The organism is Streptomyces sp. NPDC018031 (assembly GCF_044327625.1).
Classification (GTDB): Bacteria; Actinomycetota; Actinomycetes; order Streptomycetales; family Streptomycetaceae; genus Streptomyces.
Map to the genome: position 1 here is coordinate 434,928 of NZ_JBIRFT010000005.1, position 12,667 is coordinate 447,594.

Consider the following 12,667-nt stretch of genomic DNA (forward strand, 5'->3'; position numbering starts at 1 on the left):
GACCCCCTTTCCGCCGTCCCGCGGTGCGTCACACCAGGATGAGGACGACGAAGATCAGGCAGGCGATGATGTTCACCAGCCAGCTGTGCGTGTTCATCCAGTCGCGGACCCGGGGCATCACGGTGTCGGCACGGGAGCCCAGGAGCAGCAGCAGGAACAGGGGCAGCGCGGCCACCAGGACCGTCAGCCCGACGAACGGGAGGGCCGCCGCGTAGCCGGCGCCGCTCTGCTCCAGGTTCACGCCGACGGTCAGCATGACCATCAGGTCCGAGGGCATCAGCGAGATGACCAGCAGGCCGACCGTGAACGCCTTCCTCGGGCTCGCCGTCATCAGCGTGGCGAGCCATTTCGGCGGTTCGGCCGTCGCCCGGCCGAACCAGTTCTTCAGCGCGGCGATCACGAGCAGCGCCACCAGGACGTACTGGATGATGTGGCCGACCGAGCCGTTGTCCGAGGGGTCGCCGGTGTCGACGGCGGAGCCCAGCAGGGTGGCGATGCCGAACATCACCGCCACACCGGCGAGCGTCGCGCACGCGACGCCGGCCAGGAACCCCAGGGACACGCGCACCGCGTGCGGTGCGGTCACGAAGATGACGGCCGACATGATCTGCGGCCCCACCATCATGGTGACCGCCAGCGGAAGGATGTTCAGGCCGTCCATGGTGCCCCGCCGTGCTCAGCCGGGTGTCCCGGCCCGGCTCACCGCAGGATCCTTTCCTTGGCGCGCTGGAACTCCTCCTCGGTGATGTCGCCCCGGGTCTTCAGGTCCGACAGCCTGGCCAGTTGTTCGGCGGGGTCGGCCCCGCCGGCCGCGGTCTCCCGGATGTACGCCTCGACCGCTTCCTGCTGTTTCTGCGCCGCACGGAACTCACGCCGGCCCATGCCCTGGCCGCGCGCGATCACGTACACCAGGACGCCCAGGAACGGCACCACGATGACGAACAGCAGCCAGCCCGCCTTCGCCCAGCCACTCAGGTCGTGGTCACGGATGACGTCGGCGATGACCCGGAACAGCAGCATGAACCACATGACCCACAGGAAGATCCACATGATCGTCCAGAAGGCGCCCAGCACCGGGTAGTCGTACGCCAGGTCCACGTATTCCATGTCTTCCTCCCGTCGGTCCCCGGTGGGCGTCCGGCCCGGCCCGGCAGGGTTGCCGAGTATCCGGAACCGGCCGGCTCAACCGGTCTCGATGTGCTCTCGATGCGACGGGAGGGCCTGTGCTGGACGGGGACCCGGCCGCGAAGAGGGGAGAATCCCCGGACCGGTGGGCCGGGCGGCCGGCGGTGCGGGATCTTCGGTGCGGTTCGCGGTCCACGTCGCGGCCCCCTGTCCTGTCGGGAGAGCGGAGCCTCTTAACGTCATCGTCCCTCGCGGCCGGAAGACCCGCCACCGGCCACCGGAAGGCCCGCCGGGAGACGGGCCACCGGCCGCCGGCAGGCCCGCCACCGGCCGCTCGCCGGCCGCCGGGAAGGCCCGCCGCCGGCCGGCTGCGGCCTGCGGCGGGTCCGCCGCCGGCCGGGAGCGCGGGCCGGAGGCCGGAGCGTCCCGCCGGCGCGGCGGGCGCCGCCGGGCCGGGCGCGTGCCGGGCCGGCGGTTCCCCGGGCGGGGAGCCCGCACCGCCCCGCCGGGCACGCGCCGGTGCGGCCGCGGTGCGGTGGCCGGGGCTCAGCCCGCCAGGGCCGCCGCCCCGGTCTCCGGAGGGTCCAGCAGCGGGTGCGACCCGAGCCCGTCCAGCAGCTCCCCGAGCCGCGCCGTCTCCTCGGCCGGCAGCGGCAGCAGCGGCGGGCGCGGCGGTCCGGCCGGCCGGCCCAGCAGCTCCAGCCCCGCCTTGACCGCGCGCGGCAGGCCGTGGCCGACGATGAACCTCAGGAACGGCAGCTGCGCCGCCAGGAGCGCGTCGGCCCGTTCCGCCGTCCCCTCCCGCACGGCGGCGTACAGCGCGAGCGGCCAGCGGGGCAGCAGGCAGGGGGCCGCGGTGCACCACCCGGCCGCGCCCGCCCGGAACGCCTCCAGCGCGACGGGGTTGCTCCCGTTGTAGACCGACAGCGTGCCCTCGGACAGCTCCCGGAGGGCACGGAAGCGCGTGACGTCCCCGGAGCTCTCCTTCACCATGGTCAGGTTCGGGATCTTCCGGGCGAGTGCCACGACGGTCTCCGGCAGCAGGTCGATGCCGCTGGTGCCGGGGTTGTTGTAGAGCATCACCGGCAGGTCGGTGGCGGCGGCCACGGTCGCGAAGTGGCGCTCGAGTTCGGCCTCGGTCAGCTTCCAGTACGTCTGCGCCAGGACCATGATCGCGGTGGCGCCGTGACGGGCCGCCACCCGGGCCCGCCGCACGGTGGTCTCGGTGCTCCAGTGGGAGACGCCGACGAGCGTGGGCACCCGTCCGGCGACGGTCTGCAGGGTGGTCTCGCAGACGGCGTCCCACTCGGTCTCCCGGAGGTAGGCGCTCTCGCCGGTGCTACCGAGCGGCGCCACGGCGTGGCTGCCGGCCGCCACCAGATCGCCGACCAGCCGGCGCAGCGCCACCAGGTCGACCCCGCCGGTGGCCGGTGCGAACGGGGTGACGGGGTAGGAGATGATCCCTGCCAGCGGAGGAGTGGACATCACAGCACGGTCCCTTCGGGCACGGTGACGCAGTCGGGGTGGTTGCGCAGCGCGCGGCGCGCGTAGTACGCGAAGTTCGCCTGGTTGCGACGGTCGGTGGAGGTCCAGTCGTGCGCCTCCCGGGCGAGGGCCGGCGGCAGCGGCCGGATGGTGCCGGCGGCCATGGCGAGGAGCTGGAGCCGGGCGGCCCGTTCGATCAGAACGGCCAGGTTGCAGGCCTCTTCCACGGTGCGGCCGGTCACCAGCTGGCCGTGGTGGGCGAGCAGGATCGCCCGCTTGTCGCCGAGGGCCGCGGAGATGATCTCACCCTCTTCGTTGCCCACCGGCACGCCGGGCCAGTCCTTGAGGAAGGCGCAGTCGTCGTACAGCGGGGTGGTGTCCATCTGGGAGATCTCCAGGGGCACCTCCAGCATGGCGAGTGCGGCCGTGTGCAGGGCGTGCGTGTGGATGATGCAGTGCACGTCCGGGCGCGCCCGGTAGATCCAGGAGTGGAAGCGGTTCGCGGGGTTGGGCATGCCCTGCCCCTCCCGGACCACCAGGTCCTCGTCCACCAGCAGCAGGTTGTCCTCGGTGATCTCGTCGAAGCCGAGGCCGAGCCGCTGGGTCCAGTAGGTCCCCGGTTCGTCGCCGCGGGCGGTGATCTGCCCGGCGAGTCCCGAGTCGTGCCCGCCGTCGAAGAGGATGCGGCAGGTGAGGGCCAGCTTCTGCCGGACGGTCAGTTTGGAGTCCGCGAAGTTCCGGCGCATCTGCCGCTCGGCGCGGCCGACGAGCACGTCCTTCGTCTCTCGCAGTGTCGTTGCCATGTCTGCTCCACTTCCGGGCTCCGGTACGTCCGAAGAACCCATCGGCCGGTCTCCCGCGGCGGGTACGTTTCCGTCAGGAAACCGCGATCACTATATGACACAAGGTTTCCTGCGGGAAGGGGTCGGCGGCCCCGGACGGTCGTCCCGTCGTCCCGGGGCAGGGGCGGGAGGCGGGCGTACTAGGATTTCGGCCTGGTCGCTCCCGGCCCGCGGGCGGCGGTGCGAAGGGACGACGCGGTGATCAATCGGGTGCGGCAGTTGCGCAAGGAACGCCTGATGACCCTGGAGGCCCTCGCGGACCGCGCCGGAGTGACCAAGAGCTATCTCTCCAAGGTCGAACGCGGCCAGAGCACGCCGTCCATCGCCGTCAGCGCCGCGCTGGCCCGGGCCCTGGACGTCCCGCTGGACACCCTGTTCACCGCCTCGGAACGGCTCACCGACGTCACGGTGACCCGGGCAGGGGAGCGGCGACCGCTCACGCCCGACGAGGAGCCCGGCTCCCGCTACGAAGGCATCGCCCTGCGGGCCGGCACCAAGCGGATGACGCCGTTCATGCTGTACCCGCCGCAGGACGCCGGGCCGGTCCCGTTCCGGGACCACCCGGGGGAGGAGTTCCTCTTCGTACACGCGGGCCGGGCCGAACTCCTCTTCCCGTCCCGGTCCATCGAACTCGCGGTGGGTGACTCCGCCTACTTCAAGGCGACCGTGCCGCACAAGGTCCGCTCGGTGGGCCCCGAACGAGCTGCGGTCCTGCTGCTGGTCTGCGACGACCGGACCGGACCCGACACCCCGCACCCGCATCTGCCCTGACCTCCCGGGCCGCGGGCGGGCCGCGGGGGCAGCCGGCCGTTACGCCGCCACGGCCGGCCGGCCCGCGTCGGCCATCGGTGCCACGTCGGGGGATCGCCGGGCGGTGATGACGCACCTGGGACGTGACTGTGTGCCACAGTGGACAAAAGGGGCTGCGGCAGGTTGCGCGTCTCAACCGCCCGGACCGCCCCGGCACCGGTCGACCGGCTGTCCCCTCCCGGGAACCGGTGCGATTCGGCCGGCCGGCAGGACCCGCGGTCCTGCCGGCCGGCCGACGACTCCCGGTCCGGCGACGCCGGCTACCGGACGACGTCCGCCACGACCTTGGGCGGCCAGGTACCCGTGTCGAGGAGCCCGGTGGAGAAGGCACGGGAGACCAGCGCGGTCCGGTTGGGCACCTGGAACCGGCGCAGCAGACCGGTCACCCGGTAGTCGATGTTCTGCCGGCTGAAGTGGAGCCGGGCCGCCAGGTTCAGCGTGGACTGGCCGGCCGCGATCCCTTCCAGGATGCGGGCGTCGACCTGGTCGAGGTAGTCGTGACCGGGGGCGGCGGCCGGCTGCGGCTGCTCCGTGCGGACCGGGGCGTGCGACCGGCTCAGGGCGACCAGGATGGCGGTGGAGTCCGGCGGGCCGCCCCGTATCGCGAAGGCGGTGAGCGTCAGGTCCGAGCGCCTGCCGTCCGGCAGCGCCGGGGCTATCGCGGTGGTGAACCGGTGATCGGTGCCGTTGACCAGCCGGAACAGCCGCCGTACCAGCCGCGGCCGGGCCTCCGGGCGGACCAGGTCCGGGAAGCGCCGGCCGGGCATCTCCCCCGGCCGGCCGCCGACCCGCCGGGAGAAGAGCTCGTTCGCCTGCCGGACGACCAGCCGGGAGTCCAGGCCCGCGATGCCCATGTCGTCGTCCGGTTCGCGCACCGAGCGGGGGGCCGGTCCGCCGGGGGCGGCAACGGTCGGGCAGGCCGTCCGGGTCACCATGTCACCCCGTCGGCGAGCTCCTTGATGGTGGGGTGCTCGCTGTCGAGTGTGGCGGGGACATGGCGCCCCAGCTCGTCGCCGAGGCGGGCGATGACGTCGATGAGCATCAGCGAGTCCATTCCCAGCAGGAACAGGTCGGCGTCCAGGTCGGGCAGGCCGTCCGCACCGCCCTCCAGCATGGCGGCCACCTGGCGCTGCAGATAGTCCTCCACCAGGGCCCGGCGGGCCGCCGGATCGGCCGCCTCGAAGCGGTGGCGCAGGCCGTCCGTCGCCGGCCCGTCCCCGGCCTGGCCGGCGAGCGCCCGCTCCCGCTCCACCCAGTGCCGCTTCCGCTCGTACGGGTAGGTGGGCAGCGGGACGCGGCGGTGCTCCGTCTCGTACCACACCGACCAGTCGACGTCCGCCGCCGCATGGGTCCAGGCACGGCCGAGCGCCTCCAGCAGCGTCCGCCGGGCCGATGCCTCCGGGGCCGGGGCCAGTTCCAGCGGCACCAGGCCCTCGCCGTCCGGCAGGTTCGCCACCGCGGGCCCGGCGTCGGGGCCGGAGGCGGTCCAGGTGGCCCGGGAGGCGGCCTCCTCGGGGGTGAGCCAGTGGCCGCTCGCACCCAGGGACACCGGGAGGTCCCAGGTCGCCGGGGCGCCGGGGGAGCCGCCACCGGCCACCAGGGCGAGTGCCTGCTTGAGCCCGAAGACGCCCGCCAGGCATCCGGCGACCACCCGGCCGACGCCCGCCCCGCCCAGCGCGGCGGGCCGCACCCCGGCCGCCTGGCACGTCCGGGCCACCGCGTAGCAGGTGACGAACGCCGCGAGGTCGTCACCGCCGGCACCGGTCAGCAGGCCCGGCGCGTCCCAACTCGCCTCCGGCAGCTCGGCGGCGCAGGCGTCCGCCGCCTCCCGGAACGGGGTGAGGCCGCGGTACAGCGACGGCGCGTCCGGCGCGGGCCCGGCGGCTGCGGTGAACACGAACGCCACCCGGCCGGGGCCCTCGCCGGGTGTCTGCAGCACCCGGGCCGGGTCGCCGATCGCCAGGGCCAGCGCCGCGTCCGAGAGGTCGTCACCGACCACGGCCCGCCGGTGCACGAAGGTCCGGCGGCCCACCGCCAGGGTGTGGGCGACCGCGCCGAGGTCCAGCTCCGGGTGGCGCTTGAGATGGCGAGCGAGATCGCCGGTCGCGCGGGTGAGCGCCTGGGGCGTGCGCGCGGAGAGCACGAGCAGTTCGGGCCCGCCGGACGCGGACGCGGCGGGGGCCGGGGCCGGCGGCTCCTCCAGGACCACATGGGCGTTGGTGCCGCCCACCCCGAACGAGCTGACCCCGGCACGCCGGGGCCCGGGGCCCGCGGTCCAGGCCGCGGTCTCGGTGGCGATCCGGAACGGGCCGTTGGTCAGGTCGATGTCCGGATTGGGCTTCCGGAAGTGCAGGCTGGGGGCGACGGTGCGGTGACGGAGCATCAGCGTGGTCTTGATCAGACCGGCCAGGCCGGCGGCGGTGTCCAGGTGGCCGATGTTGGTCTTCACCGACCCGAGCAGCACCTGGCCGGGCGGCACCCCCTCGAACGCCCGGGTCAGCGCCGCCACCTCGATCGGGTCGCCGAGCGGGGTACCGGTGCCGTGCGCCTCCACGTAGCCGATGGTCTCCGCGGGGCAGTCGGCGACCCGCTGGGCGTCGCGGATGACGTCGGCCTGGCGTTCGACACTCGGGGCCGTGTAGCCGGTCTTGTGGGAACCGTCGTTGTTCACCGCCGTCCCCTTGATGACGGCGTGCACGGTGTCGCCGTCCGCCACCGCGTCGACCAGCCGCTTGAGCACCACGACGCCGACCCCGCTGGAGATCACCGTGCCGCCGGCGTCCGCGTCGAACGCCCGGCAGTGGCCGTCCGGCGAGAAGATCATCCCGTCCTGGTGGAGGTAGCCCTGGTCCTGCGGCACCCGGAGGTGGACGGCCCCGGCCAGCGCGGTGCCGCACTCGCCCGCGAGCAGGCTCAGACAGGCCTGGTGGACGGCGACCAGCCCGGTGGAACAGGCGGTGTTGACGCTGAGGCTCGGCCCCCGCAGGTTCAGCTTGTAGGACACCCGGGTGGCGAGGAAGTCCTTGTCGTTGGCGAGCATGAGGCGGTAGTGGCCCACCGACGACTCGTTCCGGAAGCGCTCGGCCAGCTGGGTGAGCAGGTAGGTGTTCATGCCCGCGCCGGCGAAGACGCCGATCTCATCGGGGTGGTTCAGGGGTTCGTACCCCGAGTCCTCCAGGGCGGCCAGCGCGCATTCCAGGAAGTGCCGGTGCTGGGGGTCGAGGATCTCCGCCTCGTCGTCCGGTACGCCGAAGTGGGCGGCGTCGAACATCTCCAGGTCGGCAAGTACGTGACCGGCCTTCACATAACCCGGGCGGTTCAGCTCGGCGGGGTCGACGCCGCCCGCCAGCAGCTCGTCGTCGCTGAAGAAGACGAGGCTCTCGCGGCCGTCCCGGAGGTTGTTCCAGAAGCTGTCGGGGGTGGCGGCACCCGGGAAACGGCACGCCATCCCGATGATGGCGACGTCGGTTTCCCGGATTGTCGGTGCCTGCTCCATGTCTGCCTGTGCCTCTCGTCCTAAAGGGTGATGCCCAGATCGGCGGCCACGGTCCGCATGCCGAGGAAGCCCTCGGTCACGAACCGGGCCGCCTCCTCGGTGGCGCCGAGTTCCCGGAAGATGTCGATGAGTTCGCTCTGGTGGCCGGCCCGGTCGCCGCGCTCCGCGGCAATGTCCAGGACCACCTGCTTCATCCGTTCCTCGATCGCCGGCAGGTCCGCCGCCCGGGGGAAGGTGATGCTGAAGGTGGAACGGTCGTAGTTCTTGTTGCGCCGGACCGAGCGCCGGTGGCTGGCGGCGTTGAGCTTGTAGAACATGCAGTCCCAGTGCTTGAACGAGTAGTAGTTCAGCAGGGGGAACAGGGTGCAGTGGGTCTCCAGCGGCGAGGAGTTGTACAGCCCCTTGGCCTTGAGATCGGCCACGATGCGGTCGGGGTCGTAGGAGTAGCGCATCGCGATGAACGGAAAGACGATCTTGGGCAGATCCTCCTCGTCGGCGAAGAGCACCTGCTCGGCCTCGTTCCGGAACACCGTGTCGGTCAGCCGGGCGCCGAAGGTCTGGTAGAAGCCGCGGACCACCTCCCTGGTGTCGGACTCCATGGTGAGGATCTGCTGCGGATCGGCGCACAGCGCGATGTAGGGGATGCGGTGCCGGAACGCGTAGAGGATCGCGCGGATCACGAAGAACGTGCGGCAGGAGACGCAGGGGAGCTTCTCGTCCAGATACTTGCCGGGTTTGGCGACCGGCCGCTCGAACACCTCCCGCATCACCAGTTTGATGTTGTCGTCGTCCGAGTCCAGGACGAAGGTGGCCGGGATCTTCTCCCGGGCCAGTGCGATGTTGTCGGCCGCGTGCGCGCTCTCGAACGGTACGTCGAAGGTGTAGGCGAGGACCCGCTTCCCGTACTCGTTGACGAACTTGTCCAGCATGTAGGTGCTGTCCTTGCCGCCGCTGTACATGAACAGGCAGTCGTACTCACCGCGGGGGTTGGGCCCGCTGCGGGTGAACTCCTCGTGGATCTGCTCGGTGTAGCTGAAGTTCTCCATCAGATCGCCGACGACGCCGAGCCGGCACAGGCTGCACACGCCTTCGTCGTCGAGGCTGATCCCCGGGTGCTGTTCTTTCAGGGCGCATACCTGGCACACGCGCATGGTGGTCCTCTTCCGGGTCATCGGGATGTCTCATCGGCCGTGCGGTGCTGCTGCCGTCTGCGGCGCAGATCGCCGAGACCGGTGCGGGAGGGCCGGGACCCGCGGGGCTCCGGCACCACCGGGCGCTGTCCGGGGTGGCCCGAGCGCCGGGCCCGCACATGCCGGGTCAGCGACCGGACGGTGGGGTACATGAACATCTCCACCCGGGTCAGCGAACCGCCCACGTCGGCGTTGATCCGGGCCATCACCCGCATCAGCAGCAGCGAGTTGCCCCCGGCCTCGAAGAAGTTGTCGTCGGTACCCACCGCGTCCAGCGCCAGCACCTCGCGCCAGATGCCGGCGATGGTCCGCTCCAGCTGATCGGCCGGCTCGGTACCGGACCCCGCGGCGCCGGCCGGCCGTGGCAGGGCCCGCCGGTCGGTCTTGCCGTTGGCGGTCAGCGGAACGGCGTCCAGCTCCACGAAGGCGGTGGGCACCATGTAGTCCGGCAGAGTGGTGAGCAGATGGGCGCGGAGCTCGCCCGGCCGCGGCCGGGGGGTGGTGTGCGGCACGACATAGGCCACCAGCCGCCGGTCGCCGGGCCGGTCCTCACGCACCACCACCACCGCCTCGGCGACACCCGGGTGCCGGCCCAGGGCCTGTTCGACCTCGCCCGGCTCGATCCGGTAGCCGTGCAGCTTGACCTGGTCGTCCAGGCGGCCGAGGCAGTCCAGTTCGCCGTCCGGCCGCAGCCGGACCAGGTCACCGGTGCGGTAGACGGTGCCGCCGGAACCGCCGTACACATCCGGCAGGAAGCGCTCCGCGGTCAGCTCCGGGCGGTTCAGGTAGCCCCGGGCGACGCCGGCGCCCCCGATCAGCAGCTCGCCCGGCACCCCGGGCGGCACCGGGCGCAGCCGGCGGTCCACCACGTGGAACGCGGTGTTGGCGATCGGCCGTCCGAGGGTGACCGGCTCGCCGTCCCGCACCCGCTTGACCGACGACCAGATGGTGGTCTCGGTCGGGCCGTAGAGGTTCCACAGCCGCGCGCCGTGCGAGAGCAGCTGCCCGGCGAGGTCGTCGGTGAGCGCCTCGCCGCCGCACAGCACCCGCGGCATCGGCGACCCCGCCACCCCGGGCCACCCGGCGTCCAGCAGCATCCGCCAGGTGGCCGGGGTCGCCTGCATCACGGTGGGGCGGACCCGCTCCAGCAGCCCGCGCAGGGCCGCGGCGTCGCCGACCGCGGTCTCCGGCGCCACCTCGACCCGGCCCCCGGCGACCAGCGGCGCGAACAGCTCCAGCCCCGCGATGTCGAAGCAGACGGTGGTGACCGCCAGCAGGGTGTCGTCCTCGCTCAGCCCGGGGGTCCCGCACACGGCGGAGACCAGGTTGGTCAGCGCGCGGTGACCGATCCGGACCCCCTTGGGACGCCCGGTGGAACCCGAGGTGTACAGGACGTAGGCGTCCTGGTCGCTGCTCACCCGCTCGCCCGGCTCCGGGTCGGCGGACTCGATGCCGGCCCGGGACCGGTCCAGCACCAGGGTCTCCCGGTCGCCGGCGGGCAGCCGCGGCAGCAGCCGCGACTCGGTGACGACCAGGGGCAGCGCGGTGTCCTGGAGCATGTACCCGATGCGCTCCGCCGGGTAGATCGGGTCGAGCGGTACGTACGCCGCCCCGGACTTCATCACGCCCAGCAGCGCCACCGGCAGCTCGGCGGAGCGCTCCAGGAACACCCCGACCAACTGCCCGCCGCCGATCCCCCGCGCCCGCAGCTGCCCGGCCAGCGCGGACGAGCGGCGGTCCAGCTCCGCGTAGCTCAGGCGCTGTTCGCCGCAGGTCACCGCCGGCGCGTCCGGCCGGCGCCGGGCCTGCCGGGCCACCAGATGGTGCACACAGCTGTCGAGCGGCAGGCCGGGGGCGGACGTGTCGTTCCACCGCTCGGCGGCGCGCCGGTGCGCCTCGGATCCGAGCGGGACCCGGGCCAGGTCCTGTACGGACCCGCGCGGCGCGGCCACTTCGGCGAGGAACGCTTCGGCGTACTCGGCCAGCAGGACGAGGGTGCGGTGGTCGTGGCCGCCATCCCGTACCACCCACCGGCACTCCCGGGCGTCCGCCCGGCGTGGGACGCGGATGAGCAGCGCGGTGCCCTCGGCCGGCGCGGCCGGTGCGTCGAGGTCGTCGCACACCTCGACGGCGATCGGCAGACCCGGCTCGGAGGGCCGCCGGCCGCGCAACCGCGGGTGGCGGGCCCACAGGTCGAGGGGGTGGCCGCCGCGGCGCTCGGCCTCGTCCGCGCCGCCGGCCACCCGCGCCGCGAACCCGGCCAGGTCGGCCCCGTCCACCGCGGGGATCCGCAGCGGCACGAAGGGCGCGTACAGCGCGTCGACGGAAGGACACCCGGTGGCGCGGCCGGCATCGGCGCGCAGGTGCACGTCGGTGCCCTCGTCCACGCCGATCCGGGTGAGGAAGGCGAGGTGCGCGGCGAGCAGCCAGCGGTCGTGGGACAGACCGGCGCGGGCGGCCGCCCGCGCGGTGTCCGCGGGGACCGGGATCCGGAGGGTGGTGTGCCCCCCGCCGCGCGCGGTGGTGTCCCGTCCGGCCAGGTCGGCCGGCACCAGGTCGGCGAGCCGGCGCAGCCAGTGGCCCTCGTGGCGCAGGGCCCTGGCCTGGGCGCCGGCCGCGGCGGCCAGCAGCTCCGGGTCGGGGACGGGGAGCCGGTGGCCCGGCCGGATACCGTGCCGGGCGGGGCCGTCACCGGTGAGCGGCCGGCCGTCCGGGGCGGTGAGCCCGGTGAGCCGGACGATCCCGTCCGCCACCGACACCACCAGGCCGTCGCCGTCCGCCCGCAGGACGGTTCCGGGCGGTCCTTCGGGTGGCCCGGGCAGCGGGCTGAGCCCGCCCACCAGCACCGCGCCGTCCGCGGTGGCGATCTTCGCGGTGCCGAACCCGTTGGGATAGGGCCCGTGATCGGCGGCCCGGACGGCGGCGTGCAGCACCGACGAGGGCCGGTCCCAGGACAGGAAGCCGCCGTCCGGCGGCCGGTCGAACCGGCCGTGGTAGGTCCGGGCGGACAGGTCCTGTGCGGTACGCCGGACGTCCCCGCTCTCCAGCCGGCCGAGCAGTTCGGCGAAGGACGCGTAACCGGCCTCGAAGCACTTGACGTTCAGGGTGTGGCTGGTGTCCTCCTCGGTCACCGCGACCGGCCGCCGGACCAGGATGTCGCCCTCGTCGGCCCGCTCGGTCATCACGTGCCAGGTGACGCCGTGGGTGGTCTCCCGCTCCAGCAGGGCCCAGGTCGTGGCGTTCAGGCCGGCGTGCCGCGGCAGCGGTCCGTCGTGGAAGTTCACCGGCAGCTCACGCGGCAGGTCCAGCAGCGCGGGTGGCAGCATCCGGAGGTTGGCGACGCTGAAGAGGTAGTCGAAGGGCACTTCACCGAGCCGGTCGGCCAGATCGGGGCCGAAGTCCGGCGTGGGCAGCCGCCGTTGCCGCGCCCAGTCACGGACGCCGGTGTCCGCCGACACCAGCCCCAGCACCCGGTGCCCATGGCTCAGCAGCAGCTCCGCGCAGGTCACCACCAGGGAGTTGCCGCCGACCAGATAGCAGCTGAAGGTGCGGTCGACCGAGGACCGGGGTGCCGGCAGGCCGCTCATCGCCGTCCCCGGCACATCGCGGCCCGGGTCTTCACGGCGGGACGGCCCGGCTCCCTCCGGGGTGCGGCGCGTGCTCGTCGGTGGCCGGGAGGAAGCGGGGTGGAGCCGGTCGGCGCGCACATCGATCGTCCG

9 protein-coding genes are annotated in these 12,667 nt (G+C 73.4%); 1 reads left to right on the plus strand and 8 read right to left on the minus strand.

What is annotated here, in order from left to right; genetic code table 11:
- Positions 1 to 28: 28 nt before the first annotated feature.
- The 4 genes from ACH4B3_RS16400 to ACH4B3_RS16415 form a co-directional block, all read right to left on the minus strand.
- Positions 29 to 661 carry a GAP family protein gene (locus ACH4B3_RS16400; RefSeq protein WP_398463515.1) on the minus strand — a complete coding sequence of 211 codons (633 nt, stop codon included), beginning with the start codon at positions 659 to 661 and terminating at the stop codon, positions 29 to 31.
- 38 nt (positions 662 to 699) lie between these two features.
- Positions 700 to 1,107 carry an SHOCT domain-containing protein gene (locus tag ACH4B3_RS16405; RefSeq protein ID WP_398463516.1) on the minus strand — a complete coding sequence of 136 codons (408 nt, stop codon included), beginning with the start codon at positions 1,105 to 1,107 and terminating at the stop codon, positions 700 to 702.
- A 564-nt stretch (positions 1,108 to 1,671) separates the two neighbouring features.
- Complete coding sequence (locus ACH4B3_RS16410; RefSeq protein WP_398463517.1) at positions 1,672 to 2,610, minus strand: dihydrodipicolinate synthase family protein; 939 nt, start codon at positions 2,608 to 2,610, stop codon at positions 1,672 to 1,674.
- The gene (locus ACH4B3_RS16415; RefSeq protein ID WP_398463518.1) at positions 2,610 to 3,413 is read right to left on the minus strand and encodes an aldolase; all 804 of its coding nucleotides are present in this window, start codon (positions 3,411 to 3,413) and stop codon (positions 2,610 to 2,612) included. Before ACH4B3_RS16415 ends, ACH4B3_RS16410 begins: the two co-directional genes overlap by 1 nt.
- A 237-nt stretch (positions 3,414 to 3,650) precedes the next feature.
- Between ACH4B3_RS16415 and ACH4B3_RS16420 the strand changes: the two genes are divergently transcribed.
- Positions 3,651 to 4,223: a helix-turn-helix domain-containing protein gene (locus ACH4B3_RS16420; RefSeq protein ID WP_398463519.1), complete on the plus strand. Its 573-nt coding sequence runs from the start codon at positions 3,651 to 3,653 to the stop codon at positions 4,221 to 4,223.
- A gap of 299 nt (positions 4,224 to 4,522) precedes the next feature.
- Here ACH4B3_RS16420 and ACH4B3_RS16425 read toward each other — a convergent pair whose 3' ends face one another.
- From ACH4B3_RS16425 to ACH4B3_RS16440, 4 genes are read right to left on the minus strand one after another with little or no spacing between them, the layout of a single operon-like run.
- A complete protein-coding gene (locus ACH4B3_RS16425; RefSeq protein ID WP_398463520.1) occupies positions 4,523 to 5,197 on the minus strand; it encodes a helix-turn-helix transcriptional regulator in 675 nt (224 codons plus the stop codon).
- Complete coding sequence (locus ACH4B3_RS16430) at positions 5,191 to 7,758, minus strand: type I polyketide synthase (RefSeq protein WP_398463521.1); 2,568 nt, start codon at positions 7,756 to 7,758, stop codon at positions 5,191 to 5,193. The genes ACH4B3_RS16425 and ACH4B3_RS16430 overlap by 7 nt, the downstream gene beginning before the upstream one ends.
- A gap of 20 nt (positions 7,759 to 7,778) precedes the next feature.
- The gene (locus ACH4B3_RS16435; RefSeq protein WP_398463522.1) at positions 7,779 to 8,930 is read right to left on the minus strand and encodes an OzmP; all 1,152 of its coding nucleotides are present in this window, start codon (positions 8,928 to 8,930) and stop codon (positions 7,779 to 7,781) included.
- Positions 8,927 to 12,535, minus strand: coding sequence for an amino acid adenylation domain-containing protein (locus ACH4B3_RS16440; RefSeq protein ID WP_398463523.1), 3,609 nt, complete (start codon positions 12,533 to 12,535; stop codon positions 8,927 to 8,929). The genes ACH4B3_RS16435 and ACH4B3_RS16440 overlap by 4 nt, the downstream gene beginning before the upstream one ends.
- Between the last annotated feature and the right edge of the window lie 132 nt (positions 12,536 to 12,667).

Excerpts from the sequence above, each read along its gene's own strand:
- ACH4B3_RS16400 (WP_398463515.1), bottom strand. The coding sequence starts at position 661 with ATGGACGGCCTGAACATCCTTCCGCTGGCGGTCACCATGATGGTGGGG.
- ACH4B3_RS16405 (WP_398463516.1), bottom strand. The coding sequence starts at position 1,107 with ATGGAATACGTGGACCTGGCGTACGACTACCCGGTGCTGGGCGCCTTC.
- ACH4B3_RS16410 (WP_398463517.1), bottom strand. The coding sequence starts at position 2,610 with ATGTCCACTCCTCCGCTGGCAGGGATCATCTCCTACCCCGTCACCCCG.
- ACH4B3_RS16415 (WP_398463518.1), bottom strand. The coding sequence starts at position 3,413 with ATGGCAACGACACTGCGAGAGACGAAGGACGTGCTCGTCGGCCGCGCC.
- ACH4B3_RS16425 (WP_398463520.1), bottom strand. The coding sequence starts at position 5,197 with ATGGTGACCCGGACGGCCTGCCCGACCGTTGCCGCCCCCGGCGGACCG.
- ACH4B3_RS16430 (WP_398463521.1), bottom strand. The coding sequence starts at position 7,758 with ATGGAGCAGGCACCGACAATCCGGGAAACCGACGTCGCCATCATCGGG.
- ACH4B3_RS16435 (WP_398463522.1), bottom strand. The coding sequence starts at position 8,930 with ATGACCCGGAAGAGGACCACCATGCGCGTGTGCCAGGTATGCGCCCTG.
- ACH4B3_RS16440 (WP_398463523.1), bottom strand. The coding sequence starts at position 12,535 with ATGAGCGGCCTGCCGGCACCCCGGTCCTCGGTCGACCGCACCTTCAGC.